The organism is Streptococcus sanguinis (assembly GCA_013378335.1).
In the GTDB taxonomy this organism is placed as follows: Bacteria; Bacillota; Bacilli; order Lactobacillales; family Streptococcaceae; genus Streptococcus; species Streptococcus sanguinis_I.
Genome location: CP040556.1, coordinates 1,167,507 through 1,193,535, shown reverse-complemented (window position 1 = coordinate 1,193,535; position 26,029 = coordinate 1,167,507). Strand labels below are relative to the sequence as shown.

Genomic DNA, 26,029 nt, shown 5'->3' with positions numbered 1-26,029 from the left:
GTTCCCTTTCTTAAAAGAAGTAATCTTTTCCCCTCATTTTATCACAAAAAAGGAATTTTTCCAAGGTAATAAGGAGTAAGTGTGATGAAAAAACGAATATGAGACTTTAGTTTGCTATTTTCGTTTGTTTAGACCGACTTGCCATGGACGCCAGTGCTATCTCTGACTAAAATCAAATAAACAAGCTCCTAAAATGTTGATCTTTTTTGACAAAACAACTGAATTCGTGAGAAAAGGAGCTATTCTTCAATATTTAGTTTGACATTTGAAGTATTTGGTACTAAAATAAAGGAAGGTACCAAATAAGAAAGAAGAGCCGACATGTTACCCGCATATATTAAAATTCATGATCAGATCAAGAAAGATATTGACGATGCCGTTTGGGAGATTGGGGAGCGCCTGCCTAGCGAGCGAGATCTAGCCGAAACTTTTAAAGTAAGCCGTATGACCCTGCGTCAGGCTATTACACTCTTGGTTGAGGAGGGAGTGCTGGAGCGTCGAGTCGGGAGTGGTACCTTCGTAGCCAGCACACGCGTTCAGGAGAAAATGCGCGGCACTACCAGCTTCACGGAAATCATGAAGGCACAAGGCAAAACGCCATCCAGTCAGCTCATTTCTTATCGACGTACTCTGCCGAGTGAGCAGGAAGTGGAGAAACTAGGCATCCACAAGACGGAAAATGTCATTCGGATGGAGCGGGTTCGCTACGCTGACGATTTGCCGGTGGTTTACGAGGTGGCTTCAATTCCAGAGAAGTTCATTAAGAATTTCAAAAAAGAAGAGGTGACCAGTCATTTCTTCCAGACCTTGCAGGAACATGGCTATAAGATCGGCAAGTCCCAGCAGACTATCTATGCTCGACTGGCTAAGGAAAAAATCGCCAATTACCTTGATATTCCCCGCGGCCATGCTATATTAGGACTGACTCAGATTTCTTACTTTGATGACGGCACAGCTTTTGAATATGTAAAAAGTCAGTATGTCGGCGATCGTTTTGAATTTTATTTGGAAAACAATTAATTATTGCAAAACTCTTGGTTATCACTAGGAGTTTTTAACTTGTCTTTTACTCGGCAGAAAAAGCTGATTGACCTTTTGCAATCTCATATTTCGAGTGTTTATTTCCCTTGTCAGACTAGAGTTTATCATGCTTTTCTGGTATAATGTTTCTTATGGAAATTGAAAAAACAAACCGAATGAATGCTCTCTTCGAGTTTTATGCGGCGCTTTTGACTGACAAGCAGATGAACTATATCGAGCTCTACTATGCAGATGATTACAGTCTGGCAGAGATTGCTGAGGAGTTTGGTGTTAGCCGTCAGGCTGTTTATGATAATATCAAACGGACAGAGAAGATTCTGGAAGACTATGAGAAAAAGCTGCACATGTACTCGGACTACATTGTCAGAAGTCAGATATTTGACCAGATTACAGAGAAATACCCTGACGACAGCTATCTGCAGGAGCAGATCGGGATTCTGTCTGGTATTGACAACCGAGAGTGACTATGGCTAAACAAGTTATCTACAAGGAAATGTCTTGCTGGTTGTTGGAGTTGGAAGAATCTTTCCCTGCCAGGGTACAAATCATCTCCCCTGACGATCTTTCTAAAGCAATGCAAGAAGGTTTCAGCTGCTGGGGGTACCCAAATGAGATTGTGAAAGAAGTCTCTGCTGAAGAATACGCTTGTTTAACTCGTTTTGGAAAATTTCCACTGAATTGATTGAAATAGAAACTAGGAGAAATAAAAAATGGCATTTGAAAGTTTAACGGAACGTCTGCAGAACGTCTTTAAAAATTTGCGCAGAAAAGGAAAAATCTCAGAGAGTGATGTCCAGGAAGCAACCAAAGAGATTCGTCTGGCTCTTTTAGAAGCAGACGTTGCCCTGCCAGTTGTCAAAGACTTTATCAAGAAAGTCCGTGAGCGGGCTGTCGGCCATGAGGTTATCGATACCCTCAATCCAGCGCAACAGATTATCAAGATTGTTGACGAAGAACTGACAACTATCCTAGGCTCTGATACTGCTGAGATTATCAAGTCACCAAAGATTCCGACTATTATCATGATGGTTGGTCTGCAAGGGGCTGGTAAGACTACCTTTGCCGGAAAGCTTGCTAATAAGCTCAAGAAAGAAGAAAATGCTCGTCCGCTCATGATCGCGGCGGATATTTATCGTCCGGCGGCTATTGATCAGCTGAAAACACTTGGACAGCAAATTGATGTACCTGTTTTTGCTTTAGGTACGGAAGTTCCATCTGTTGAGATTGTCCGTCAAGGTTTGGAGCAAGCCAAGGCTAACCACAACGATTATGTCCTGATTGATACAGCTGGGCGCCTTCAGATTGACGAAAAGCTCATGCAGGAGCTGTCGGATGTCAAAGCACTGGCTAATCCGAATGAAATCCTCTTGGTTGTCGATGCCATGATTGGTCAGGAAGCGGCTAATGTCGCTCGTGAATTTAACAGCCAACTGGAAGTGACCGGGGTTATCCTGACTAAGATTGATGGCGATACCCGTGGTGGTGCAGCCCTGTCTGTCCGTCAGATTACTGGTAAACCCATTAAATTTACTGGTACCGGTGAAAAGATTACTGATATCGAAACCTTCCACCCAGACCGCATGTCCAGCCGGATTTTGGGCATGGGGGACATGCTGACTCTAATCGAAAAAGCCTCTCAAGAATACGATGAGAAAAAATCGCTTGAAATGGCTGAAAAGATGCGGGAAAACACCTTTGATTTCAATGATTTTATTGATCAGCTGGATCAGGTACAAGGCATGGGACCTATGGAAGATTTGCTCAAGATGATTCCAGGTATGGCCAATAATCCTGCCCTCAAGAATATCAAAGTGGATGAGAAAGAAATTGCTCGCAAGCGTGCCATCGTATCCTCTATGACACCGGCTGAGCGGGAAAATCCTGACTTGCTGAGTCCTAGCCGTCGCCGTCGAATTGCAGCTGGATCTGGTAACAGCTTTGTCGATGTCAATAAATTTATCAAAGACTTCAATCAAGCTAAGCAGATGATGCAGGGCGTCCTGTCAGGTGATATGAGCAAGATGATGAAGCAAATGGGTCTCAATCCAAACAATATGCCTAAGAACATGCCTAGTGGCGGAGGAATGCCCGACATGTCAGCTCTGGAAGGCATGATGGGCCAAGGCGGTATGCCAGATATGTCAGGCTTAGGAGGAGCCGGCATGCCGGATATGAGCCAAATGTTTGGTGGCGGCCTCAAGGGTAAGGCTGGAGAGTTTCTGATGCGCCGCAGCTTGAACAAAATGGCCAAGCAAATGAAGAAAAATAAGAAGAAGCGGAAGTAATAACAAAAAAACAAGTCGCATAACTAAGTTTTATGTGGCTTGTTTTTGGAAACATCAGATTCAGATACGGAGACTAGTATGAACCCTTTTTTGACGCAATTGATTCATCGAGTTGCTAAAACCTTTCAACAATTATTGAATAAGCTGCCTAGCCACCCTATTTCTCATCTACCTGCCAGCAAGGTCCAAATACGTCCTATTATCATGATTCCGGGTAGTTCGGCAACAGAAAATAGATTTAATCGAATGGTTAAAAAGCTCAATCGCAATCAACATCCGCGTCATAGTCTTGTTCGTATTAAAGTCTGGAATGACGGACGCATGACTTACCGAGGGCATTTGAAGCACAAGGATAGAAATCCTATTTTTGTGGTTGGTTTTCAAAATAATCGTGATGGTTATGAAAATATCAAGAAACAAGCGGCCATGTTTGATGCTGCCTTGACTGTCTTGCGAGAGAAGTACTCTTTTGACAGCTTTAAGGCGTTGGGGCATTCTAACGGAGGTCTAGTTTATACAGTATTCCTGCAGCAATACCTGGCAAACCACTCTGAGCTAGAGATGGAAAAGCTCTTGACTATCGGCAGTCCTTATAATCTAAACAAGAAGAATCTCAATCATCGAGTCCCAATGCTAGATGACTTTGTAGCCAATCAGGAAAAACTGCCTAAGAAGCTGCAGCATTTGTCAATTTTGGGAATCTTTTTCCGAGATGGTGACGGAATTGTTCATAAAAGCAGTGTAGAGGCCGGGAGTTTGATTTACAAAGGAAAGATTGCTTCACACAGAGAGGTCGTCATCGTAGGCAAGGACGCCCATCATTCTTCCCTGCCGCAAAATGAACAAGTAATTGATTTGATTAAAGGGTTTTTATTCTAGCAATTGTTTTACATAATTTTATTTTGGTAAAAAAATAGAAAGGCAATAAAACAATGAAAATGGTAGAGATTCTTCATAGGTACTATGGTGACTTTGATTTGGTAAATGAAAAATGGAACGAAGACTATGAAAGCATTTTAATTAAGCCAAAGGATAATCAAGAATATAAAAGATGCCGTTTGGCAAAGAAAACACCCAAAAAAGAAGGCTACTTTACAGTCTTTTGGAAAAAAGACCAAGACAACAAGAATATTCCTTATACTGATAAAGACTTGGGTGATGAACTAGTTATTGTCGTTATTGACGACTGTCATTGCGGTTTATTTATAATTCCCAAAGAGGTAGCTATCAGTAAAAAAATTCTCTCTACAAAGGATTGTAAAGGAAAGATAGCTATGCGGTTTTATCCGTCCTGGTGCAGCAATTTAAATAAAACGGCTCGGGCAACACAAAAATAGCAACTGGATTATTTTAAAAAAATCGAATTTAGAAGAATAAGTTTTAGGAAAAACAAGACAGAGTTTAGCTCATCAATTCTGTCTTGTTTTTATTATCTTTTTTGTATTAAAGTTAGATTGCTTACTTCCCTCTGTTATCTTTCCGAAAAACTATAATTTTCTTGAAAAATATATCTAGATATGCTATACTACTGTTATAGAAAAAACGGAGAATTGTAATGAAACGTGAATTGCTATTAGAAAGAATCGATAAACTTAAGGCTACCATGCCCTGGTACATTCTGGAATATTACCAGTCTAAGTTGGCTGTGCCTTATAGTTTTACAACCTTATATGAATATCTTAAAGAATATGATCGCTTTTTTAACTGGATGCTAGAATCTGGTATAACGGATGCTTCGCATATTGCTGAGATTCCTCTATCGGTCTTGGAAAATATGACCAAGAAAGACATGGAGGCCTTCATTCTGTATCTGCGAGAGCGTCCGCTTCTCAATGCCAATACGACCCAAAACGGTGTTTCCCAGACAACCATCAACCGGACTCTTTCAGCCTTGTCCAGCCTCTACAAATATTTGACGGAGGAAGTTGAAAACGAGCAGGGTGAGCCCTACTTCTATCGAAATGTGATGAAAAAAGTTGCTACTAAGAAGAAAAAGGAAACTCTGGCTGCTCGTGCAGAGAATATTAAGCAGAAGCTCTTTTTAGGGGATGAGACGGAAGAATTTCTCCAGTATATTGATAGGGAGTACCCTAAGAAGCTCTCTAATCGCGCTCTGTCCTCCTTCAATAAAAACAAGGAACGAGATTTAGCCATCATTGCCTTGCTGCTAGCCTCTGGTGTTCGTCTATCCGAAGCTGTCAATCTAGACCTAAAAGACATCAATCTCAAAATGATGGTCATTGAAGTGACAAGAAAAGGTGGAAAAAGGGATTCTGTCAATGTTGCTGCTTTTGCTAAGCCCTATTTAGAAGACTATCTGAGTATTCGAAGCAAACGATACAAGGCCGAAAAGACGGATACAGCTTTCTTTTTGACTGAATACCGCGGCACTCCTAATCGAATCGATGCTTCCAGTGTCGAAAAAATGGTGGCCAAGTATTCCGAGGACTTCAAGGTGCGAGTGACGCCTCACAAACTCCGCCACACGCTTGCTACACGTTTATACGATGCGACCAAATCGCAAGTTCTTGTCAGTCATCAGCTAGGGCATGCCAGCACTCAGGTAACAGACCTCTACACCCACATTGTCAATGACGAGCAAAAGAATGCTTTGGACAAATTATAATATTGCATAATTTAAAATATGTAATCAACAGGATGACAATAACAACAAAAGAGCGAAGCATCTAAAATAGATTTTTCGCTCTTTTTCTTATATTCTTATAAAAACTCAATCCAATAATTACGATGCGGCTCGACAATCAGCGGTTTGCCCCAGAAGTGCTTGAGGTGTTCTAGATTTGCTGCTGTGACAGGTCGATTTTTGGAATTGTACTTTTCGGCGCTTTCTCTAGTTAGGAAGCATTTGACCGCTTCGTAGGAGCCTTCTGCTGTCTCCCTATTCAGCCCTTCAAAGCTAACTTCATCACCTGGCTGAGGATTGTCCGTGAAAAGTTTTCCGATAAAGTAAACTGTCTTACTCTTCATCAGATCGTAAGCCTTGATATTCTCTATCCGGTTATTAGCTGCTGCAAACATGATGCAAAAGCTGTCAACAAGGTCCTTTAAGGGCATCAGGTCTTCCTTGGGAACGAAGATATCTACCATGTAGAGTCCGCCAATGACAAGATTTTGGAAAGAAGGTTGCTGAATAACATTATCTAATGCCATGCCAAGCGGCAATTTCACGGCTTGATAGCCTGATTTTTCAAATTCTTCTTTCTTTTTCTCATAATCTTCTGCAGATATACTAACATAAAAGTTGTCTGGATTAGGAGATGGTTTTTTCTTCAGAAAAGCTACAACTATGCGGTCCAACTGCTCAAACAGACCAAGGCTTTCTACTGGGACTTTCTGCATCAAGGCACCCCTTTCTCTAATTCCCTATCATTTTATCATATCTAGTAGATAAAGCCTAGAGAAAACTAGCTGGTTAAGGAAACGTAAGAATGTTGTTGATTTGAAATATACTGTTTACATGAAAAACCAAGCTCTCGAAGAGTTTGGTTTTCTTTATGTCATATTTTAACCGACGATAGCTTCGGCAATCTCTTCTCTGCTGATTCCAGCAAAGTAGCGGCTGATATCAATCGTTTCAAGGGCTTTGAGCACATCTTCGCGTTCGTATTTAACGCCGCGAAGCACATCTTCTACTGCTGCTACGTCTTCAATACCAAAGAAGTCTCCATAGATTTTAATATCCTGAATCTTGGATTCAACAATGTTGGCAAAGATTTCTACCTTACCGCTGGTAAACTTGGTGCCACGGCGCACATTGTATTCAGGTGATTTACCGTAGTTCCAGTCCCAAGTTCCAAACTTGCTATCTCTGATTTGCTTGATTTCTTCCAGTTCTTTCTCGGAGAAGACATATTCTGTCATTTCTGGATATTCTTTCTTCATGTAGTCCAGAAGCAAGTCGCGGAATTCTTCGACGGTAATCTTTTCTGGCAATTCATTGACAATATTTGTCACGCGTGCACGGACGGATTTAACGCCTTTTGATTCGAACTTGTCTTTAGAAACCTTAAGCGCATTAGCCAAGACAGACAAATCAACATCAAAGAGCAGGCAACCGTGGTGCATGATACGGCCATTAATATAAGCCTGCGCATTGCCACAGAACTTTTTGCCATCAATCTCTAGGTCATTACGGCCAGTGAATTCAGCCTTTACCCCAAGCTCTGCCAAGGTGTTGATAACCGGCGTAGAAAAACTCTTGAAGTCAAAAGCACGATCTTCGCTTTCCTTGGAGATAATGGTGTAGTTGAGGTTGTTTAGATCGTGATAAACAGCTCCACCTCCGCTGATACGACGTACGACCTCAATACCATGCTCACGAACGTAGTCGCGGTTGATTTCTTCGATAGTGTTTTGGTGACGCCCTACAATGATAGATGGTTTGTTAATCCAAAGTAGGAAAATTTCGTCCTCATCTAAAAGGCGTTTGAAAGCATACTCCTCCAGAGCAATATTAAAAGCTGTATCATTTGAGTAGTTAACAATGTATTTCATAAGCTTCCTCTTTATACGATAGAGACTGGAACAATAATTTATGCCCAGTCTAATCTATCTTTTAAATTATTTTTTCTTAGGTGAGTGAACTGCCAATCCCAGTACGTCCGCGAATGCTTCGTACATGACTTCTGAGAAGGTTGGGTGACCGTGAATGGTCTTAAGCATTTCTTCAACAGTGATTTCCATTTCGATGATGGTTGATGCTTCATTGATTAATTCTGCGGCTGCAGGACCAATGATATGAACACCGAGCACTTCACCATACTTCTTGTCAGCGATGACTTTAACGAATCCTTGAGCTGCATCTGAAGCGATAGCACGACCATTAGCAGCGAAGTTGAACTTACCAATCGCTACATCGTATTTCTCACGAGCTTGCTCTTCTGTTAAACCAACTGCTGCTACTTCTGGCAGGGTGTAGATAGCTGCAGGAGTCAGGTTGAGTTTAGCAATATGATGATTGCCTTTCAGAGCATTTTCAGCAGCGACTTCACCCATACGGAAGGCTGCATGAGCCAGCATCTTAGTACCATTGATATCACCTGGTGCGTAAATACCTGGAACAGAAGTTTCCATGTATTCATTGACCTTGATGCGGCCGCGATCCAGTTCGAATTCAACCTCACCGATGCCTTCCAGGTCTGGCACACGCCCGATAGAAAGCAGAGCCTTATCTGCGAGGATATCTTCTTTTCCTTCAACCTTGATACGAAGTTTGCCATTTTCTTCGATAATTTCTTCCAACTTGGTTTCAGTTAGAATTGTCATACCCTTGCGCTCCAAGATGAGGCGAAGGTTTTTAGAAACTTCCGCATCCATAGCTGGTACGATACGGTCCATCATTTCAATGACAGTGACTTTTGAGCCAAATATCATGAAGGCTTGTCCAAGCTCAATCCCGACAACACCACCGCCAATAATTACTAGATTTTCCGGCACTTCGTTCATTTCCAGAATATCATCGCTGGTCATGACGAGACTTGATTCCATACCTGGGACATTGATCTTGCTGACTTTTGAACCACCAGCCAAGATAATCTTCTTCGTTTCTAGTAGCTCGCTACCGTTTACAAGAACATTCTTGTCTTTAGTAATGGTACCAATTCCCTTATGGACATCTACGCCATAGCTGCGGAGAAGACCAGCAACACCGCCAACAAGCGTATTAACAACCTTGTTTTTAGTTTCAAGAACCTTGTCCATGTCCACTGAGAAGCTTGGATTTTCGATGATGATACCGCGACTCGCTGCATGACCAAGGTTTTCAATGATTTCAGCATTGTGCAGGTAAGTCTTGGTAGGGATACAGCCACGATTCAAGCAGGTTCCGCCTAGCTCAGACTTCTCAACTAAGGCAATCTTGCCACCCAGTTGCGCTGCTTTGATAGCCGCTACATAACCAGCAGGACCACCACCGATAACAACGATATCGTAAGCATCATCACTCTTATCATCATCTGTATTTGCCGCTGCAGCAGGAGTTGGTGCTTCCGCAGGTGCAGATCCGCCAGCAGTTGGAATGTTTTCTCCTTCTTCTCCCAAGTAACCGATGACTTCCGTAACTGGGACGGTTTCACCGTCACCTTTGAGAATGGCAATCAGGTAGCCATCTTCTTCAGCTTCCAATTCCATGCTGACCTTGTCAGTCATGATTTCCAGAAGGATTTCTCCTTCTTTGACAAATTCGCCGACTTTCTTATTCCATTGGACAATTTGCCCTTCGGTCATATCCACGCCGGCTTTTGGCATAATTACTTCTAAAGCCATTTTTCTTTCCTTTTCTAACTAGTTTTTCATTTGCTAAGCGCCTCTTTGCTTTTTAGAATAGCAAAGAAAATCTTATACCAACATTGAAATTGGGTCTTCAATCAAAGCCTTCAAGTCCTTCATAAACTTAGCTCCAGCCATTCCATCAACTACACGGTGGTCAATGGTCAAGCCCAGACTCATAATTGGACGGATAACAATTTCGCCATTAACAACGACAGGTTTTTCTATTGTTGAGCTCACACCTAGGATAGCAGAGTTAGGCTGGTTGATGATTGGCCCAAAGGATTGAACGCCAAACATACCTAAGTTACTGATTGTGAATGTTGAATTTTGCAGCTCGCTTGGAGCCAACTTGCCTTCCAAGGTACGTCCGATTACATCTTTAAAGGCTACTACAAGCTCTGATAGGCTCATTTTTTCTGCATTGTAGACAACTGGTGTCATCAGGCCATTATCCATACCGACTGCCATTGAAAGGTTGACATAGTTGTGTGTGATAATGGTCTTACCATCCTCTGTCAAAGTTGAGTTTAAGTAAGGATGCTTCATCAGTGTCTTCACAACAGCCAGCGAAAGCAGGTCTGTGACAGTTACTTTTTTGCCAGTTGCTTCCATGATTGGATCTAGCACTTTTTTACGCAAGGCCAGCATTTCTGTCATATCAACATCATAGTTAAGGGTGAATGTCGGCGCCGTCAGGTAAGATTCCACCATCCGCTGAGCAATAACCTTCCGCATCGGTGTCATTGGAATACGCTCAATTTCACCGTAAGGAGTGACATTATCAGGTACTTCTTCCACTTTTTCAATTTGAGCAGGAGATTTGATTGTATCGCTCTCAACATTCTCAGGCAAGAAGGCAAGAACATCCTTCTTCATAATCTTACCACGATGGCCAGTTCCTTGAATCTCTTGCCAAGCAATATTGTGTTCTTGGGCAATTCGTTTTGCCAGTGGTGAAATGCGCACTACATTTGTATCTTTATAAGTTTCCACATCTTCTTTGTGGACACGACCGTTTGCGCCTGAGCCAGAAACATCATAGAGGTTGATTCCCAAATCATCCGCTAACTTTCTAGCTGCAGGAGTCGCTCTTAGCTTATCATCAGCCATGACCTCTCCAATTCTAATTATGATACTAAGGGCGTTTAAAAAGCGACTGAAAAATAGGAAATCTACGCAGGCTTCGATGAAGTCAAGAAGATTTATCTTTTTTCCGAGCTTTTAGCCCGTGTTCAAATATAAGATATTAAGGACGCTGAGGGCAATGAAAAAATAGGAGATTGACGCTGTGTTCGATGAACACAAGGAAATCTATCTTTTTTTCACAGACCTCCGTCCGAATTCAATTACATGATACTAAGGACTTGAAAATCGACTAAAAAATAGAAAATCAACGCTGGCTTTGATGAAGCCTAGGTAATTTATCTTTTTTCCAAGCTTTTAGCCCGTGTTCAACTCTACAAGTAACTTGGATACAAACGTATCTCAAGTTACTACGGTTGCCACTATCTGCGACCAACCTAGTAGACTTACTAAGTCGTTCGTCGAATATCATCGATTCGACTCTCTCCTGTTGCAACTTTACAAGTAACTTGGATACAAACGTATCTCAAGTTGCTACGGTTGCCTCTCTCGGCGATCAACCTTGTAGACTTACTAAGTCGCTCATCGGATATAATCAATCCGAATAAGACTTGTCTGTAATTAGTAAAATTTTAGCTACTTTGACCCTCTACGCAAGATTATATTACATAAAATAATTTATGTAATATAACTCGCGAGAAAGCCTTTTCTTTATTATACCTTATTCTTTATGATATGTCTTCCGAATAGCGTCTTTGATGCTTTCAACGGTCGGAATCATCGCGTTTTCCAAGTTTTGTGCATAAGGCATTGGCACATCTTCACCTGCACAACGACGGATTGGCGCATCTAAATAATCAAATGCTTCAGACTCAGAAATAATCGCTGAAATTTCACCAATGAAACCGCTAGTTTTGTGGGCATCATTAACCAAAACGACCTTTCCAGTCTTCTTAACAGAATTGATGATAATATCCTTATCAAGCGGCACCAATGTACGTGGGTCAACCACTTCTACAGAGATGCCTTCTTCTGCTAATTCTTCAGCCGCCTGCATGACACGGCGAAGCATTTTTCCGTAGGTAACAACTGTTACATCGGTACCTTCTTTTTTGATTTCACCCACTCCAAGAGGAATGACATACTCAGGATCCAGTGGCACTTCGCCTTTTTGGTTAAATTCAGACTTGTATTCCAGGATAATGACTGGGTTGTTGTCTCGGATAGAAGCCTTGAGAAGCCCCTTCATATCAGCCGGAGTTCCTGGAGCGACTACCTTAAGACCTGGGATGTGGGTAAACCAAGATTCCAAAGACTGCGAGTGCTGAGCGGCAGAACCAACTCCATTACCTGCTGCACAGCGGACAGTCATTGGTACTTGGCCTTTTCCGCCAAACATATAGCGCGTTTTAGCGGCTTGGTTAACAATAGCATCCATGGCGATTACAGAGAAGTCCATAAAGGTCATGTCTACGATTGGACGAAGCCCTGTCATAGCTGCTCCAGCTGCTGCTCCAGAAATCGCTGCTTCCGAAATCGGACAGTCACGTACACGCCCTGGCCCGAACTCTTCCAGCATACCAACAGATGTTCCGAAATCTCCACCAAAGACTCCGACATCTTCTCCCATCAAGAGTACATTTTCATCGCGACGCATTTCCTCAGACATAGCGAGGATAATGGTGTCACGAAAAGACATAGTTTTAGTTTCCATTTTCTTTTTCTCCTCTCTTTAGTCTGCGTAAATATCTTCAAAGGCAGATTCAAGCGGCGGGAACGGGCTTTCTTCTGCGAACTTCACAGATGCTTCTACTGCTTCTTTGACTCCAGCTTGGATGGCTTCCAACTCTTCCTCGCTTGCAATCTTGTTTTCCAGCAAGTATTTACGAAGATTTTCGATTGGATCCTTCTTCTTCCATTCTTCTACTTCTTCACGAGTACGGTATTTACCTGGGTCAGAAGATGAATGTCCCAACCAGCGATAGGTTACGCTCTCAATCAAGACAGGTCCTTTACCACTGCGAACATGCTCCACAGCTTTTTGGAAGCCTTCATAGACATCCAGAACATTATTGCCATCTTCGATGAACATACCTGGAATACCATAAGCTGCGCTGCGCTCGTGGATGTGCTCTACATTGGTCATTTTCTTGATGTCGGCAGAAATACCATAGCCGTTATTGATACAATAGAAAATAACTGGAAGATTCCAGATAGAAGCCATGTTGACTGCTTCGTGGAAGACACCTTCGTTGGTAGCACCGTCACCAAAGAAGCAGACAACAATCTTGCCTGTCTTCTGCATTTGCTGGGTCAGAGCTGCTCCGACAGCAATTCCCATGCCACCACCTACGATACCATTGGCACCAAGGTTTCCGGCATCTAGGTCAGCAATATGCATAGAGCCGCCTTTTCCTTTACAGGTCCCGGTGTATTTCCCTAGGATTTCCGCCATCATTTCGTTGAGGTTGATTCCTTTGGCGATAGCTTGACCGTGTCCTCGGTGATTTGAAGTGATCAAATCATCCTCATTTAAGGCCAGCATAGCACCGACATTGGCTGCTTCCTCACCCACTGAGAAGTGAGTCATTCCAGGAACCTTTCCTTTTTTTACAAGTTGAGCAATTTTTAAGTCCATACGACGGATTTCTTCCATCTTACGGAACATCTCTAACAAAAGATCTTTATCTAAAGTTGCCATTTTTTTGCCTTTCTAAGCATAATTCTTCTATTTAATTCTATCTAAAGCTGTAAGCACTGTCAAAACTTTTGCTCACTTATATTTCACAAAGAAAAACCAGTCAATCCATTGGATAAACTGGTTTCCGACACCAAAATAGAAATTTCACAAACTTTTTGTGCTAGAGTAGTTTTTACTATTTTGAAACTGTTATACGAAAATAATAGCAGAGCATGTTTTTGATTAGTCTGCCTGTTTAGCAAAATCTGCAATCATCTGCTCCATTTGCTCGCGACTTGGAGTTGTCAGCATATAGAGGTAGTCACCTTGCAGCTCCGCAAAAGCGGCTGGCATCTCTTTCTTAACCTTGAAGTTATCTCTGTATTTCTCCAGCAAGTCAGCCTCAAGGTAAGCATAGTTCGTTGATGCACGACGCGAGGTTGCCAGACAATACAGCGGCTCCATGTGGGCAGCTGGAAAGGGCTCCCCTGCTACAATCGCTGCATAGCCTCTGTAAAGATCGATTGAGTGAGCGAAATTATAAACATCAATGGTAAAGCCACCGGCTGGACGGTTATTGTACTCAATGGCTACATAATCATCCCCCTCGCGGAAGAACTCAATATGGAAAAAGCGTTCTTTCATGCCGAAGATTTTGACGATCGCTTCTCCATAAGCACGCAGCTTTGGATCCATATCCTTGAGAACGTAGTAGGAATTATCCATCTTATACATCATCAAATCCAGCGGTGTATGCGCATAGTCAAAGGTGGTTGCAAAGACGATCTGACCGTCCTTATCTACCAAACCATCAAAAGTACAGATTTCGCCAGACTGGACAAACTTTTCAAAGAAATAAGCTGTCTGATGATCCCATTCTTGCTTGAATCGTTCGACATCTTCTGTCGTTTCCAATTTAAAGGTCGCAGCTGCTCCCACTCCATTATCAGGCTTAGCAATCAAAGGCAAACCAAGTTTCTTGACAGCCAAATCTGCCCCAGCTTCTGTGTTGACAATCTGACCTGGAACGACTGGAACACCTGCTTTTTTAAAGAGTTTCTTCATCTCTGATTTGAACTTGGTCTTTTTCAGATCTTTTGGTTTTGCTCCAAAAACATTGAATTGCTCACGCAACTCAGCGTCCAGTTCCAGCCAGTATTCGTTATGAGACTCAATCCGATCGATAGGCCCATGCTTGTAGAAAAGAAAGGCCACCGCTCTTTTGACTTCGTCAAGATTTTCAAGATTTTCTACTCTGAAATATTCAGTCAATGAATCCTTCAAAGGCTGGTCTAGCTGGTCATAAGGCTCCTGACCGATTCCCAGAACGGTGATTCCTTTGTTAGCCAGCTCCACTGTAAACTGCTGAAAATTTTGCGGATAGTAGGGAGAAATAACGATATAATTCATAGGAAACCTCCTTTAAAGATTGAGTTCATTGAGGAAATAAGGCATTTGCTTACGCCACCAAATCCAGTCATGGGAAACATCGTGGCCCCATTCAGAAAACCAAGCTGGAATATTCTTATGCTCAAAAGCTTCTTTCAGCGTGTAGAAGGAAGGCAAGCCATCTTGCTCCCAGTCGCCCAAGCCTGTACAAACGATAATATCGGCCTGTCGATAGTGGTCAATAAACCATCCATCATTTTGGTTCCAGATATAGTCAGCTGGCGAGTTTTGATAAATGACTTCGTCATTCAAATTGTCACCGACAAAGAAACGTGCATCATAGACACCACTGAGGGCAATCACTTTATTGAAAACATCTGGATGCTGCAGGAAGAAATTAACAGCATGATAAGCTCCCATGGAGCAGCCTGTCGTCATCATAGGGTCAAACCAGCCCGTCTTATGCTTAACGAAAGGAATTGCTTCCTCAATGACATAACGCTCATAAGCACGATGCATTTCTGCTCGGTCGTGAGGGTGCTTCCAGTCCGCCAACCAACTCTCACTATCAACACTGCTGAGAGTGAAAAACTGGACCTTACCAGCCTCAATAAAACCTGCGCAGGCCTCAATCATGCCAAAGTCAGCATACTCATTGTGGCTGCCGCCTGATGATGCAAAGACTATAATCGGGAGCCCAGCGTGGCCATAGCGATTGACATACATTTCACGGCCTAAATTGCCACTCCAATGACTTAAAAATTCTACATGCATAGTTTCTACCTCTTTCTCACTGTTTGACTAGATTACCATTTTTCGCCGATAAAACGGAAACAGTCCGGCAAGTGCTCCGCCCAAGCGATCTCGTTGTGAATAGCTCCAGACTGGATCTTAATCTGAATATTGGACAAATCTACCCCAGACACAAGTAACTGCCGGAAATAGCTGAGCGATGAATCAATATAGGCCTGCTTGATATTGCCCGCCATCAATGTTTTATCCGTATCATCAGCCTCTTCCGTCCCAACATAAATGAAAACTCGCTGGTCTGCCTGAAGTTTTTTTCTCTCAATATAACGATCAAAAGCTTCCTGATGCAGCCAATTAGCTGATGAAAAGATGCCCAGACAGCCAATCTGATCTTGGTATTCAACACCGATAAACTGGCTGATATTTCCTCCAAGAGAAGAGCCGATCATGGCCGTATGCAGCCGATCCGACTTGGTCCGATAATGCTGGTCAATGAAAGGCTTGACAACTTCCATGACAAACTCCGCATACTCCGTTCCCTTGCCGCCGAACTGAATGCCGGGAATATTGGACTCTTGGAACTTCCAAGCTGCGTATTCATTCATGCGCCGTTGGCCATCGTTGTCAATAGCCACGACAATCATTTTCTCAATATCTGGATTGCGCTTGATTGTTGGAATGACTTTCCACGAATGGCCGCTGAAAGACTCTTTGCTATAAAGAACATTTTGTCCGTCATGAAAATAAACAACGGGATAAGTCTTATTTGTATCCTGGCTATAGTTCTTTGGAAGCAATACGCGGACACGGCGTTTCTGCTTGGTATAAGGAACGACTAACTCATGTGTTTTCATTTCAAGATAAAAATAGGATTTATTCATTTTCAGAAAACTTTCTATTTTCAAAATTTTTATTTATTATATCACAAATTAAGCAAAAAAAGTTAGGAAATTCCTAACTTTTTGATGATTTTTATTAGATAATGATAGAAAATAGATTATTTATCCAAATAAGGCTGTAAATCCTGCAAGGCTCGCTCAGCAATTTTCTCATAGCGCTCTTTCTTGTCACGAATTCGAGGGCCGTCCAGCTCTTTGATAATGCCAAAATTGACATTCATGGGTTGGAAATGCTTGCTGTCAGCATGAGTAACATAATGAGGCAGACTTCCAATAGCTGTTGTTTCTGGAAAAACAAGTGCTTCTTCTCCCTTGAAGAGTCGAGCGGCATTGATACCAGCAACCAAACCAGAAGCCGCTGACTCGACATAGCCTTCAACTCCAGTCATTTGTCCTGCAAAGAAAAGATTTGGCTGTTTCTTAGAGCGGAAAGTCTGTTCAAGCAGATTTGGAGAGTCCATATAAGAGTTTCGATGCATAACACCATAGCGGACAAATTCTGCATTCTTAAGGCCAGGAATCATTTGAAAGACTCGTTTTTGCTCGCCCCACTTGAGATGAGTTTGGAAGCCAACGATGTTGTAAAGACTGCCTGCTGCATTGTCCTGACGAAGCTGCACCACAGCGTACGGCGTCTTATATTCACCATCTCGAGGTCCTTGGTAGTCATCTGGATATTCTAAACCAACTGGCTTCATCGGTCCATAAAGCATGGTTTTAACGCCTCGCTTAGCCATGACTTCAATTGGCATACAGCCTTCAAAGTATTTTTCTTTCTCAAAGGAATTGAGCGGTGCTTCCTCAGCATTGACTAAGGCTTCATGGAAATCCATAAATTCTTGCTTAGTCATTGGCGCGTTGAGATAGGCTGCTTCCCCCTTATCATAGCGGGATTTGAGATAGACCTTGGTCATTTCAATGGTATTAACATCAATGATTGGCGCTGCTGCGTCGTAGAAATAAAAACCGTCACCTCCATTGAGCGCGTGGATTTTTTCGGCCAAAGCATCGCTGGTCAAGGGTCCTGTCGCAATAACTGTGATGGCATCCTCCGGAATTTCGGTGATTTCTTCACGAATGACCTCAATCAATGGATGATTGGTCACTAATTCCGTCACCATCTGCGAAAAACCTTCTCTATCAACCGCTAGAGCACCACCCGCTGGAACACGTGTCGCTTCTGCTGACTTTAAGATGACCGAGTCCAACCGCCGCATTTCTTCCTTGAGCAAACCAACTGCATTGGTCAGCGCATCTCCTCGCAGAGAGTTAGAGCAGACCAGTTCTGCAAAGTCTGCAGTTTTGTGCTGAGGCGTTGACTTAACACCTCTCATTTCATAGAGTTTGACTGGGATGCCACGCTTTGCAATCTGGTAAGCTGCTTCACTGCCAGCCAGACCAGCACCGATAACATTGATATAGGATGATGACATGATACTCTCCCTTGGATATTTCTAGATTTTCACTCTGACCATTATAACAAAAAGATAGTAAAAAAGACAGACAGGAGAATTCCTGAATGTCTCTCATTTTGTCATTTTTTCCAAGTAAGCAATCTTAGCAAAATCCTTATGATTGTTATTTTCATTTCGGTAAGAATCTTGGGAAGAGGCATGGTAGATAGCTAAAAATTGCTCTGCAGTTGGCAAAAGAAATTCAACACCCTCTACTTCTCTTCGAGACAGCTCCGTTATTGGCACACCTGAAAATTCCTCCAAGGTTTCCATGGCTCCAAATTCAATAGACAGATCTTCTTTTTGAAATTCATGCTCGTGCAGATTGACTAAACGATAGCCCAAGCGCTCCATCATAGGCTCAATCTTGTCCATATCGTAAATACGTTCTTCATCTGGCACTTCCCAGCCACGCTCATCACCATGAACATGAATATCAATATCCCGCGCCTGCCAGTCCTGACCAGTAACCTGTTCCAGACCTAGAGAACCCATCAGAAGTGGAACAATTCCCATCTTATTCAGTTGAGACGCAATTTTTAGAAATTCTCCAAATTTATCTGTCATTAGTTTTTCCTCCTTTTTAGAAAAAACCGTTACATAACATAAGTTATGTAAAAAGTTGCTAAGCTAACTATTTCACTTTTTCTTCTTCGTAATCACCATTGCTGCAGACAACCTGCTTACCGCCACCACGGACTTTCTTTTCGATCAGATAGTGGTCACATTTTGGACAGTTCCGACCGACTGGCTTGTCCCAAGATGTGAAATCACAGTCAGGATAACGATCACAGCCATAAAAAATGCGATTTCGCTTAGTCTTACGCTCAATAACTTGACCTTTCTGGCACTGCGGGCAGGTCACGCCGATTTCCTTGACGATAGCCTGAGTGTGACGACAGTCTGGGAAATTGCTGCAGGCGTAGAACTTGCCAAATCTACCCAATTTGATGACCATGGGACTGCCACAGACCTCACAGTCAAAACCGGCTGGCTCATCCTTGATTTGGATTTTCTCCATTTCAGTCTCGGCTTTAGCCACTTCCTTTTCAAAAGGTTTATAAAACTCGTCAATAACTTTCTGCCACTGCTCTTTGCCGACTTCTACATCATCCAGTTTTGCTTCCATTTCGGCTGTAAATTTCACATTTACAATGCCTGGGAAGAATTCGACAATCAGAGAATTGACAATTTCACCCAGTTCCGTCGGCTCAAAACGCTTGGAAACCAGTTTAACGTAATATCGTTTCTGAATGGTCTCAATGGTCGGTGCATAGGTAGACGGCCGACCAACACCATTTTCTTCTAAAGTCTTGATAAGAGTCGCTTCAGAATAACGAGCAGGCGGCTGGGTAAAGTGCTGTTCTGGATTGGTATTGACACGTTTGACGGTATCACCCTTTTCCATGTCCGGCAGCATTTTATTCTTGTCAGAGTCGTTATAAATAGCCAGATAGCCATCAAACTTGACCTGACTGCCGTTGGCAGCAAATTGGACACCATTTTGCCCCAGCTTGACATTCATAGTATCAAAGACTGCTGCTGTCATTTGGCTGGCTACAAAGCGATTCCAGATTAGCGTATAGAGCTTAAGCTGATCCTTGTCCAAATACTTTGCGATACTTTCTGGAGTATTGAAAACGCTGGAAGGACGAATGGCTTCGTGGGCATCTTGAGCGCCAGAAGCGTTCTTGGCCTTGCTGCCATGTTTGGAATATTTGGCGCCAAATTTATCCGTGATAAAACTTGCTGCTTCATTTTGCGCTACTGGACTGATACGAGTCGAGTCGGTACGCATATACGTAATCAGACCTTGTACGCCAGAACCGATATTAATCCCCTCATAGAGCTGCTGAGCCACCATCATGGTCTTACGAGTCCGGAAATTAATCTTATTAGCAGCATCCTGCTGCATAGAGGAAGTCGTGTAGGGCAGCGGAGCATTGCGTTTGCGCTCTTTCTTTTCGACACTGTCGACTGTAAAATCATCTCCTTTGAGATGAGAAAGCACTTCTTTGACCTCGTCGTTGTTGGTCAGCTTCATCTTTTTACCATTCATACCGTAGAAGCTGGCCTGAAACTGACGAGTTCCCTTCTTGAAGGTTCCGTCAATTGTCCAGTATTCTTCTGGTTTGAAGGCGTTGATTTCATTTTCACGGTCGATAATTAGCTTGAGGGCGACAGACTGCACCCGACCAGCTGATAAGCCTTTTTTGACTTTCTTCCAGAGAATAGGAGAAATGGAATAACCCACCAAGCGATCCAAAACTCGACGAGCCTGCTGGGCATCAACCAGATCCATATCAATCTGGCGCGGCTCTTTAAAAGCGTTCTTGACTGCATCTTTGGTGATTTCATTAAAGACGACACGGTTTTTCTCTTTCTCATCCAGATTAAGAATGTGAGCCAGATGCCAAGAAATAGCTTCTCCTTCGCGGTCCGGGTCACTTGCCAGAAAGACTTGTTTAGCTTTCTTCGCTTCTTTTTTCAAGTCATTAATCAACGGACCTTTACCACGAATATTGATGTACTGCGGCTCATAGTTGTTCTCAAAATCAATGGACATAGTAGACTTTTTCAGGTCACGAATATGCCCGACACTGGCTAGAACCTTGTAGTTTCGTCCCAGATATTTTTCTATTGTTTTTGCCTTAGCAGGCGACTCTACGATGACAAGATTTTTCTTGGTCGTAGACTTTTTCTTTGTTTTTGTTACCAATTTAGACACCTTCTATAAGAAATAAATCTCATAGAGTTTAAACTATTTTTTGATAGATGTCAACTGCTAACTTTTCTTATAGGAAAACTTGTTTTAAAAATCAAACTCAGAAAGGACGTCAGAGCCTGATGTGATGCACTTTGCGCCCTCTTGGATTAAATGATGGCAGCCGTCAGATTTCCCATCTAAAATTGACCCCGGAATAGCAAAGACATCCCGGCCTTCTTCCATCGCTCGCTCACAGGTAATCAGGCTGCCTGAGCGCATCTTAGCTTCTGCCACAATGACGCCTCGACAGAGACCAGCTATGATCCGATTCCGCTCTGGAAAATGAAATTTCAAAGGCTGTTCACCTGGACCATACTCTGTCAGCAATAAATGATTTTTGCCAATGTAAGCTTGTAATTTTTTGTTGGCTTTGGGATAAAAGACATCTAATCCCGTTCCGATGACAGCAATCGTCTGCCCCCCGTTTTGCAGGGCAGCCATATGAGCCGCTGTATCTATTCCACGAGCCAGGCCGCTGACGATAACCAATTCATTATTTAGCTCCTTGACAATCTTTTGTACGGAGGCATTTCCTTGCTTGCTGCTGTCTCGACTGCCAACGACCGCTGTCTTGGGCAATTCTAGTAGATTTAGATTTCCCTGATAAAATAACAAAGTCGGGGCATCATAAATCTCGCATAAATCCCAAGGGTAAATATCATCCAAGATAGAAAAGGACGGGAAAAGTTCAAATTCTTCCTTCAAAGCTGGTAAATCAAGCCTCTTGTATTTCTCTATAAAGAGAGCAGGATTACGGCACTCAGATACGACAGCCTTATCTCGGAGAGAAAGGTTGCCATCTCTACTCTCGGCGTATCTCAAAACATTTAAAACCTGATGATTAGTCAAGCCAGCTTTTTTCATTTTATAAATCTCAAAATTATTCATTTTTTCACCTCACTTTCTTATTCGTAAAAAAATTCAAAAAAAGAACTGCGATACAGTTCCTTCTTTACGATTTTATTGAATTTGATGTTGTCAATAGCTGGTTTTCTTGCCTATTGCCTTTAACCCATCTTTTATTCTTTATGAACAGGGATTTCCTTAATAATTCGTGCTGGATTACCAGCCAAGACTACATTGTCACCAAAAGACTTGGTCACAACCGCTCCGGCACCCACCACGACATTATCCCCTAGTGTCACGCCTGGCAGAATCGTCACACCTCCGCCAGCCCAGAAATTTTCACCAATAGTGATTGGTGCTCCGTATTCAATACCAGAATTTCTTTCCACTGGATCAAGCGGATGAAGAGGTGTCAGAAGCTGGCAATTTGGACCAAGCAAAGCATTATCTCCGATGCGAATCGGGCAAACGTCCAACATAGTCAGATTCCAGTTAGAATAAAAATTCTCCCCTAGATGAATATTGATTCCATAATCACAGACCAAATCAGGCTTCATAGCAAGATTCTCCCCTGTGCTGCCAAACCATTCTTTGATAATAGCACTGCGCCGGTCACTGTCTCGCTCTTGGTTAAAACGATATTGAAATTCCTTTGATCTTACTGCCAATTCTCTCAATTCACTGTCTTGCGGTCTGTAAATCTTTCCAGCAATCATTTTTTCGTATTCACTTCGCATAGCATCCTCCTTTTCATGCGTGACAAATGGATAGTCAGGTAAAGTTGTTCATCATCTGATGTTTGGTAATTTCTGGTTTGCTTTAAAAATTCAGCAATCTTCCTAGTGGTTTCATAAGCCAAAGGATACTTACATTTAAGTAAGTCAAACATCTCATTGTCCTCCAAGTCACGGTGACCGCTATTAGTCAGGACTCGCTCACAGAAAAATTTTAGATGGGTCATAAAGCGCTCTAGGTAGATGTCTTCCTCGTCTAAAGAAATTTCCAAACTGTACTTGACAATGGTCATGATTTCCTCCATCATCATAGTCAAATCACGCGCAGCTCCGTCTCCATTTTCCAACTCTGCATTAATTAAGGTCAGAGTCATAAATGCTGCTTCATCATCTGGAAGTTCCTTACCGATATAAGCGCTCAAAAGCTGTTTTGCATACTGACCAACCTCAAACTCAGTAGGAAAGAATCGTTTAATATCCCACATGAGGAAATTCTTGAGATAAATATCACCTTCCAAGCGCAGCAAGACTCCGTGGATATGATCTGCCATTGCCAGAAAAGCGGTATCTTTCAGCTTCTTCTGCAGTTTCTCCCTTGCGAAAGAAATAATCTTATCCGACATTTCCATGACTTCTGTCGGCAGCTCCATCAGAAGTTTGTGGTTATTTTCTGACAAGACATACTTTTTCTCAATCAGCTCATCTGGAATCTCCTGGCCAACTTTTCGACCAAAGGCCAGTCCTCGCCCCACGAGAATAACTTCTTTTTGGTTTTCTTCAGAAATCACCACATTTTTTACTGATAAGCATGTCTCACCTCTTCGTGCTTATTCACACATAGATTTTACGGGTTCAAATGTCTTGCGATGAATAGGAGTTACGCCGTTTCTTTCCAATCCCTGCAAATGGTTTTTTGTTCCATAACCAGCATTTTTCGCAAAATCATAGCCAGGAAATTCCTTGTCGTAGTCTGCCATCAGCTTATCCCGAGTGACCTTAGCAACAATACTGGCTGCCGCGATAGACAGAGAGTTAGCATCACCTTTGATGATGGACTCTTGCGGAATCTCAACATCCAGTTTCATGGCATCAATCAGTAAATAATCTGGCTTGAGACTCAACTTAGACAAAGCCTCTTTCATAGCAAGCTTGGTCGCTTCGTAGATATTGACTTGATCAATAATCTCGCTGTCCATCAGGCCAATACCAACTGCCAAAGCTTTATCCATGACTGCTTGATAGATTTCTTGGTGCTTTTTCTTGGGAATCTTCTTACTGTCATTGAGTCCTTTAATTTTACATCTTGGAGGTAAGATAACTGCTGCAGCGACAACTGGTCCAGCTAGAGGACCGCGGCCGACCTCATCAATCCCAGCGATTGCCTGGTAGCCTGCTTGATAAAGCTCTTTTTCATACCGTAACATCAGCTCCAGACGCAAATCTTCATCTAACTCTGCTTGAATGACTCTTTTGCGCTTTTCAATCGCTTTTTGAACTCCACTGCGCAAATCATTCGCTGCTTCTGCCAGAAAAGGATCAGCCAAATCAGTCACTAACTCTAAACGTTGCTGAAATTCTTTAATCGTTGCCATCTAGTTCTCCAACTGTGTCCAAGCAATAACGGCCTAGCTTGCCATCGCGGACATCTTTGACAAAAAGACTGTAAAAACGATCATAGTCATCGCGGAAGCCGAGTTTTTGAGTCATATCCATAATCATGTCAGGCGCTTCCTGACTTAGATCCAGCTGCTTGAAGCGTGCTGTCAGCTCCTCAGGATAATGCTCCTTAAAATAATTGAGGCCAAAAATCGTCACCTCATCCATTGGCAGTAGATTATCCTTAATAGCTCCAGTCAGAGCAAGCTTGAGAGCAACCGTCTCATCTTCAAACTTAGGCCAGAGTATTCCTGGTGTATCCAAGATTTCCAAGTCTTTATTCGACTTAAGCCATTGCTGGCCCTTGGTCACACCTGGCTTATTCCCTACAACAGCGATTTTCTTACCAGCTAAGCGATTCATGAGGGTTGATTTGCCAGCATTTGGAATGCCAATAATCATGGTACGCAAGGTTTCGATGCGAATTCCTCTCTCTTTCTGTCGCGCCAATTTGTCAGCCATAAGCTTTTTAGCTGCATCTGTTACTTTTTTAACAGCAGATTGCTCTTTGGAATTAATAGATAAGGTCGGAATTCCCTGACTTTCAAAATAGCTCTGCCATTCCTTAATCCGAACAGGGTCTGCCAAATCAGCCTTGTTTAAAATCAAAAGCTTAGGTTTATCGCCCACAATCTTAGTCAGCATAGGATTTTGACTGGATAAAGGAAGCCTCGCATCGACCAGTATCGTCACAAAATCAACAAACTTAATATTTTCCTGTACCTGTCTCCGTGCCTTGGACATATGCCCCGGAAACCATTGAATCGTTGCCATAATTTATCCTTTCAATGAATATCATTGATAAAATTTTATATCTTTACCTATTTTAACATATTTCTAGAATTTAAGCGGTGAATGCTAAAGCGGCGCTCTCTACCTCAAGAGCAAAAAAAGCCCTAGCAGGCTTTTTAACTTTATCTCACTTGCTCAAAATGCAGATGTACAGCGATATGATCTCCATAGCCATTGCGCTCTAAATCGCGCTGCAAGCGATAGGAAATATAATGCTCGGCAATGGTAATATAACCTGCACCCAAGAGGCGGCTTTCAACCATGGACTGAATCATGCTGATCGTCGCACGTTCAACCTTAGCTTCTTCCAAATCAAGAACAACTTTCTTTGTAACCTGCGCTAAATTCTGACGCAAATCATCTGTCAACACATAGACAGTCTGAGCTGCCTTTAGAACTGCTTGATAGATTTTATCTGGGTCAAAATCTACGACCTCACCGCTCCGTTTAATAACTTGCATAAAAAACTCCTTTTATATTATATATTTCTAAACTAATGCATGTCTCTAACATGACTGCTGCCAATCTAGTTATCTATAGTCTGCTAAAAAAGAAATTCCAAAGCTAGACCATACTTTTACATTATATAATTTTTTCCAATATTTTTCAAAGGAAGCTTTCTTTTTTCTTTAGTCTTAAAAGATTATATAAAAGGACTGCTCCGGGCAATCCTTTTATATGGTTTTCATAAACTATCAGATACTGAATTCACTATTCAGTTTAAATCAATACGACTAACTTGGCAAGCTAAACATCATGTATCGGATTTCTCTAATGTTATGTCTTGTCTTTTGTAACGATAGTGCATTTTCCAATGATTTTCAGATACTTCTTCTAAACTCAATGTTTTGTTAATAGGCTTAAATGACAATTTCTCTTCTTCAACTCTCTTTAAGAGCTCAACTAATAACTCTCCTCCAGCGTTTAGAGAAATTAAACTATCATCCTCACTATCATATTGAAGTAGAATTTTCTTTGTTGGTTTGTGAATAATGTTATAAAGATTGAAAGCTTTATCGATTTCAAAATTTTTCTCTTTGTCAGCTACCATTGACAAACTGTGCAACTCCAACTGACCGATTTTAAAAGCTCCAAAAAGACTGAAAACAATCCCTAACGCAACAAGTGTTTCCCAGATGAAAGAGAAAAGTTTCAGATCCCAATCAGTTATAAGTATAAGAAGTAAATAAATAACTCCTAAAACAAATCCAAGCAAAATGAATGCTGAACCATAGCATCCTGCCTTATCACCGGTCCGAATAACCGGCTTATCATAAACTTTTTTACCTTCAAGTTTTTCCAGTCTATGCTTAGCTTTATACTCCTCAATTTGTTCACTATGTTTTTCTGTCACAATATTCA

At 42.1% G+C, this 26,029-nt stretch carries 26 protein-coding genes and 1 pseudogene; 7 read left to right on the top strand and 20 right to left on the bottom strand.

The window, feature by feature from the left end; translation table 11 throughout:
* Positions 1–172: 172 nt before the first annotated feature.
* A pseudogene (locus tag FFV08_06355) lies at positions 173–323 on the bottom strand (hypothetical protein).
* Here FFV08_06355 and FFV08_06350 point away from each other — a divergent pair.
* The 7 genes from FFV08_06350 to xerS all read left to right on the top strand — a co-directional run bounded on the left by FFV08_06350 (position 322) and on the right by xerS (position 5,952).
* Positions 322–1,020: a GntR family transcriptional regulator gene (locus FFV08_06350; protein ID QLB52278.1), complete on the top strand. Its 699-nt coding sequence runs from the start codon at positions 322–324 to the stop codon at positions 1,018–1,020. The pseudogene FFV08_06355 and the gene FFV08_06350 sit on opposite strands and share 2 nt — an antisense overlap.
* A 152-nt stretch (positions 1,021–1,172) precedes the next feature.
* Positions 1,173–1,505, top strand: a complete 333-nt coding sequence (locus FFV08_06345) for a putative DNA-binding protein (protein QLB52277.1) — start codon at positions 1,173–1,175, stop codon at positions 1,503–1,505.
* 2 nt (positions 1,506–1,507) lie between these two features.
* The gene (locus FFV08_06340) at positions 1,508–1,723 is read left to right on the top strand and encodes a 2-oxoglutarate:acceptor oxidoreductase (protein QLB52276.1); all 216 of its coding nucleotides are present in this window, start codon (positions 1,508–1,510) and stop codon (positions 1,721–1,723) included.
* 28 nt (positions 1,724–1,751) lie between these two features.
* A complete protein-coding gene (ffh, locus tag FFV08_06335) occupies positions 1,752–3,326 on the top strand; it encodes a signal recognition particle protein (GenBank protein QLB52275.1) in 1,575 nt (524 codons plus the stop codon).
* A 78-nt stretch (positions 3,327–3,404) separates the two neighbouring features.
* Positions 3,405–4,205 carry an alpha/beta hydrolase gene (locus FFV08_06330; GenBank protein ID QLB52274.1) on the top strand — a complete coding sequence of 267 codons (801 nt, stop codon included), beginning with the start codon at positions 3,405–3,407 and terminating at the stop codon, positions 4,203–4,205.
* Between the two features lie 53 nt (positions 4,206–4,258).
* Positions 4,259–4,663: a hypothetical protein gene (locus FFV08_06325; protein ID QLB52273.1), complete on the top strand. Its 405-nt coding sequence runs from the start codon at positions 4,259–4,261 to the stop codon at positions 4,661–4,663.
* Between the two features lie 218 nt (positions 4,664–4,881).
* Positions 4,882–5,952, top strand: coding sequence for a tyrosine recombinase XerS (gene xerS / locus FFV08_06320; GenBank protein ID QLB52272.1), 1,071 nt, complete (start codon positions 4,882–4,884; stop codon positions 5,950–5,952).
* A gap of 95 nt (positions 5,953–6,047) precedes the next feature.
* On the opposite strand, the gene FFV08_06315 is transcribed toward xerS, so the two are convergent.
* The 19 genes from FFV08_06315 to FFV08_06225 all read right to left on the bottom strand — a co-directional run bounded on the left by FFV08_06315 (position 6,048) and on the right by FFV08_06225 (position 26,021).
* Complete coding sequence (locus FFV08_06315; protein QLB52271.1) at positions 6,048–6,686, bottom strand: hypothetical protein; 639 nt, start codon at positions 6,684–6,686, stop codon at positions 6,048–6,050.
* 165 nt (positions 6,687–6,851) lie between these two features.
* Entirely contained in the window at positions 6,852–7,841 is a 990-nt protein-coding gene (locus FFV08_06310; protein ID QLB52270.1) for a lipoate--protein ligase, read from the bottom strand.
* Between the two features lie 66 nt (positions 7,842–7,907).
* Positions 7,908–9,611, bottom strand: a complete 1,704-nt coding sequence (lpdA, locus tag FFV08_06305; GenBank protein QLB52269.1) for a dihydrolipoyl dehydrogenase — start codon at positions 9,609–9,611, stop codon at positions 7,908–7,910.
* A gap of 72 nt (positions 9,612–9,683) precedes the next feature.
* Positions 9,684–10,727: a dihydrolipoamide acetyltransferase gene (locus FFV08_06300; GenBank protein ID QLB52268.1), complete on the bottom strand. Its 1,044-nt coding sequence runs from the start codon at positions 10,725–10,727 to the stop codon at positions 9,684–9,686.
* A 694-nt stretch (positions 10,728–11,421) separates the two neighbouring features.
* On the bottom strand, positions 11,422–12,414 hold the full coding sequence (locus FFV08_06295) for an alpha-ketoacid dehydrogenase subunit beta (protein QLB52267.1): 993 nt from the start codon (positions 12,412–12,414) through the stop codon (positions 11,422–11,424).
* An 18-nt stretch (positions 12,415–12,432) separates the two neighbouring features.
* On the bottom strand, positions 12,433–13,401 hold the full coding sequence (locus FFV08_06290; GenBank protein QLB52266.1) for a thiamine pyrophosphate-dependent dehydrogenase E1 component subunit alpha: 969 nt from the start codon (positions 13,399–13,401) through the stop codon (positions 12,433–12,435).
* A gap of 222 nt (positions 13,402–13,623) precedes the next feature.
* Positions 13,624–14,790 (bottom strand): ATP-grasp domain-containing protein, encoded by a 1,167-nt coding sequence (locus FFV08_06285; protein ID QLB52265.1) that lies wholly within the window; start codon positions 14,788–14,790, stop codon positions 13,624–13,626.
* A 12-nt stretch (positions 14,791–14,802) separates the two neighbouring features.
* Positions 14,803–15,543 (bottom strand): esterase, encoded by a 741-nt coding sequence (locus FFV08_06280; GenBank protein QLB52264.1) that lies wholly within the window; start codon positions 15,541–15,543, stop codon positions 14,803–14,805.
* Positions 15,544–15,575: 32 nt separating this feature from the next.
* The gene (locus FFV08_06275; GenBank protein ID QLB52263.1) at positions 15,576–16,400 is read right to left on the bottom strand and encodes an alpha/beta hydrolase; all 825 of its coding nucleotides are present in this window, start codon (positions 16,398–16,400) and stop codon (positions 15,576–15,578) included.
* A 116-nt stretch (positions 16,401–16,516) separates the two neighbouring features.
* Positions 16,517–17,851 carry a methylenetetrahydrofolate--tRNA-(uracil(54)-C(5))-methyltransferase (FADH(2)-oxidizing) TrmFO gene (locus FFV08_06270; GenBank protein QLB52262.1) on the bottom strand — a complete coding sequence of 445 codons (1,335 nt, stop codon included), beginning with the start codon at positions 17,849–17,851 and terminating at the stop codon, positions 16,517–16,519.
* A gap of 93 nt (positions 17,852–17,944) precedes the next feature.
* Complete coding sequence (locus FFV08_06265; protein ID QLB52261.1) at positions 17,945–18,439, bottom strand: phosphoribosylanthranilate isomerase; 495 nt, start codon at positions 18,437–18,439, stop codon at positions 17,945–17,947.
* A gap of 67 nt (positions 18,440–18,506) precedes the next feature.
* Complete coding sequence (topA, locus tag FFV08_06260) at positions 18,507–20,600, bottom strand: type I DNA topoisomerase (protein QLB52260.1); 2,094 nt, start codon at positions 20,598–20,600, stop codon at positions 18,507–18,509.
* Positions 20,601–20,684: 84 nt separating this feature from the next.
* Complete coding sequence (gene dprA, locus FFV08_06255; protein QLB52259.1) at positions 20,685–21,527, bottom strand: DNA-protecting protein DprA; 843 nt, start codon at positions 21,525–21,527, stop codon at positions 20,685–20,687.
* A gap of 131 nt (positions 21,528–21,658) precedes the next feature.
* The gene (locus FFV08_06250) at positions 21,659–22,222 is read right to left on the bottom strand and encodes a sugar O-acetyltransferase (protein ID QLB52258.1); all 564 of its coding nucleotides are present in this window, start codon (positions 22,220–22,222) and stop codon (positions 21,659–21,661) included.
* A complete protein-coding gene (locus FFV08_06245) occupies positions 22,198–23,010 on the bottom strand; it encodes a PRD domain-containing protein (GenBank protein QLB52257.1) in 813 nt (270 codons plus the stop codon). The genes FFV08_06250 and FFV08_06245 overlap by 25 nt, the downstream gene beginning before the upstream one ends.
* 36 nt (positions 23,011–23,046) lie before the next feature.
* Positions 23,047–23,811 carry a ribonuclease HII gene (locus FFV08_06240; GenBank protein ID QLB52256.1) on the bottom strand — a complete coding sequence of 255 codons (765 nt, stop codon included), beginning with the start codon at positions 23,809–23,811 and terminating at the stop codon, positions 23,047–23,049.
* The gene (ylqF, locus tag FFV08_06235) at positions 23,798–24,649 is read right to left on the bottom strand and encodes a ribosome biogenesis GTPase YlqF (protein QLB52255.1); all 852 of its coding nucleotides are present in this window, start codon (positions 24,647–24,649) and stop codon (positions 23,798–23,800) included. Before ylqF ends, FFV08_06240 begins: the two co-directional genes overlap by 14 nt.
* A 140-nt stretch (positions 24,650–24,789) precedes the next feature.
* Positions 24,790–25,128: a hypothetical protein gene (locus tag FFV08_06230; GenBank protein ID QLB52254.1), complete on the bottom strand. Its 339-nt coding sequence runs from the start codon at positions 25,126–25,128 to the stop codon at positions 24,790–24,792.
* A 293-nt stretch (positions 25,129–25,421) separates the two neighbouring features.
* Positions 25,422–26,021: a hypothetical protein gene (locus FFV08_06225; GenBank protein QLB52253.1), complete on the bottom strand. Its 600-nt coding sequence runs from the start codon at positions 26,019–26,021 to the stop codon at positions 25,422–25,424.
* Positions 26,022–26,029 lie beyond the last annotated feature (8 nt).

What these genes read in the sequence shown, in the direction of transcription:
- dprA (QLB52259.1), bottom strand. Translation starts at nt 21,527, where the DNA reads ATGAATAATTTTGAGATTTATAAAATGAAAAAAGCTGGCTTGACTAAT.
- FFV08_06270 (QLB52262.1), bottom strand. Translation starts at nt 17,851, where the DNA reads ATGTCATCATCCTATATCAATGTTATCGGTGCTGGTCTGGCTGGCAGT.
- FFV08_06310 (QLB52270.1), bottom strand. Translation starts at nt 7,841, where the DNA reads ATGAAATACATTGTTAACTACTCAAATGATACAGCTTTTAATATTGCT.
- lpdA (QLB52269.1), bottom strand. Translation starts at nt 9,611, where the DNA reads ATGGCTTTAGAAGTAATTATGCCAAAAGCCGGCGTGGATATGACCGAA.
- FFV08_06325 (QLB52273.1), top strand. Translation starts at nt 4,259, where the DNA reads ATGAAAATGGTAGAGATTCTTCATAGGTACTATGGTGACTTTGATTTG.
- FFV08_06275 (QLB52263.1), bottom strand. Translation starts at nt 16,400, where the DNA reads ATGAATAAATCCTATTTTTATCTTGAAATGAAAACACATGAGTTAGTC.
- FFV08_06315 (QLB52271.1), bottom strand. Translation starts at nt 6,686, where the DNA reads ATGCAGAAAGTCCCAGTAGAAAGCCTTGGTCTGTTTGAGCAGTTGGAC.
- FFV08_06285 (QLB52265.1), bottom strand. Translation starts at nt 14,790, where the DNA reads ATGAATTATATCGTTATTTCTCCCTACTATCCGCAAAATTTTCAGCAG.
- FFV08_06265 (QLB52261.1), bottom strand. Translation starts at nt 18,439, where the DNA reads ATGACAGATAAATTTGGAGAATTTCTAAAAATTGCGTCTCAACTGAAT.
- xerS (QLB52272.1), top strand. Translation starts at nt 4,882, where the DNA reads ATGAAACGTGAATTGCTATTAGAAAGAATCGATAAACTTAAGGCTACC.
- FFV08_06230 (QLB52254.1), bottom strand. Translation starts at nt 25,128, where the DNA reads ATGCAAGTTATTAAACGGAGCGGTGAGGTCGTAGATTTTGACCCAGAT.
- FFV08_06300 (QLB52268.1), bottom strand. Translation starts at nt 10,727, where the DNA reads ATGGCTGATGATAAGCTAAGAGCGACTCCTGCAGCTAGAAAGTTAGCG.
- ylqF (QLB52255.1), bottom strand. Translation starts at nt 24,649, where the DNA reads ATGGCAACGATTCAATGGTTTCCGGGGCATATGTCCAAGGCACGGAGA.
- ffh (QLB52275.1), top strand. Translation starts at nt 1,752, where the DNA reads ATGGCATTTGAAAGTTTAACGGAACGTCTGCAGAACGTCTTTAAAAAT.
- FFV08_06350 (QLB52278.1), top strand. Translation starts at nt 322, where the DNA reads ATGTTACCCGCATATATTAAAATTCATGATCAGATCAAGAAAGATATT.
- FFV08_06345 (QLB52277.1), top strand. Translation starts at nt 1,173, where the DNA reads ATGGAAATTGAAAAAACAAACCGAATGAATGCTCTCTTCGAGTTTTAT.
- FFV08_06330 (QLB52274.1), top strand. Translation starts at nt 3,405, where the DNA reads ATGAACCCTTTTTTGACGCAATTGATTCATCGAGTTGCTAAAACCTTT.
- FFV08_06295 (QLB52267.1), bottom strand. Translation starts at nt 12,414, where the DNA reads ATGGAAACTAAAACTATGTCTTTTCGTGACACCATTATCCTCGCTATG.
- FFV08_06250 (QLB52258.1), bottom strand. Translation starts at nt 22,222, where the DNA reads ATGCGAAGTGAATACGAAAAAATGATTGCTGGAAAGATTTACAGACCG.
- FFV08_06280 (QLB52264.1), bottom strand. Translation starts at nt 15,543, where the DNA reads ATGCATGTAGAATTTTTAAGTCATTGGAGTGGCAATTTAGGCCGTGAA.
- FFV08_06240 (QLB52256.1), bottom strand. Translation starts at nt 23,811, where the DNA reads ATGGCAACGATTAAAGAATTTCAGCAACGTTTAGAGTTAGTGACTGAT.
- FFV08_06340 (QLB52276.1), top strand. Translation starts at nt 1,508, where the DNA reads ATGGCTAAACAAGTTATCTACAAGGAAATGTCTTGCTGGTTGTTGGAG.
- FFV08_06290 (QLB52266.1), bottom strand. Translation starts at nt 13,401, where the DNA reads ATGGCAACTTTAGATAAAGATCTTTTGTTAGAGATGTTCCGTAAGATG.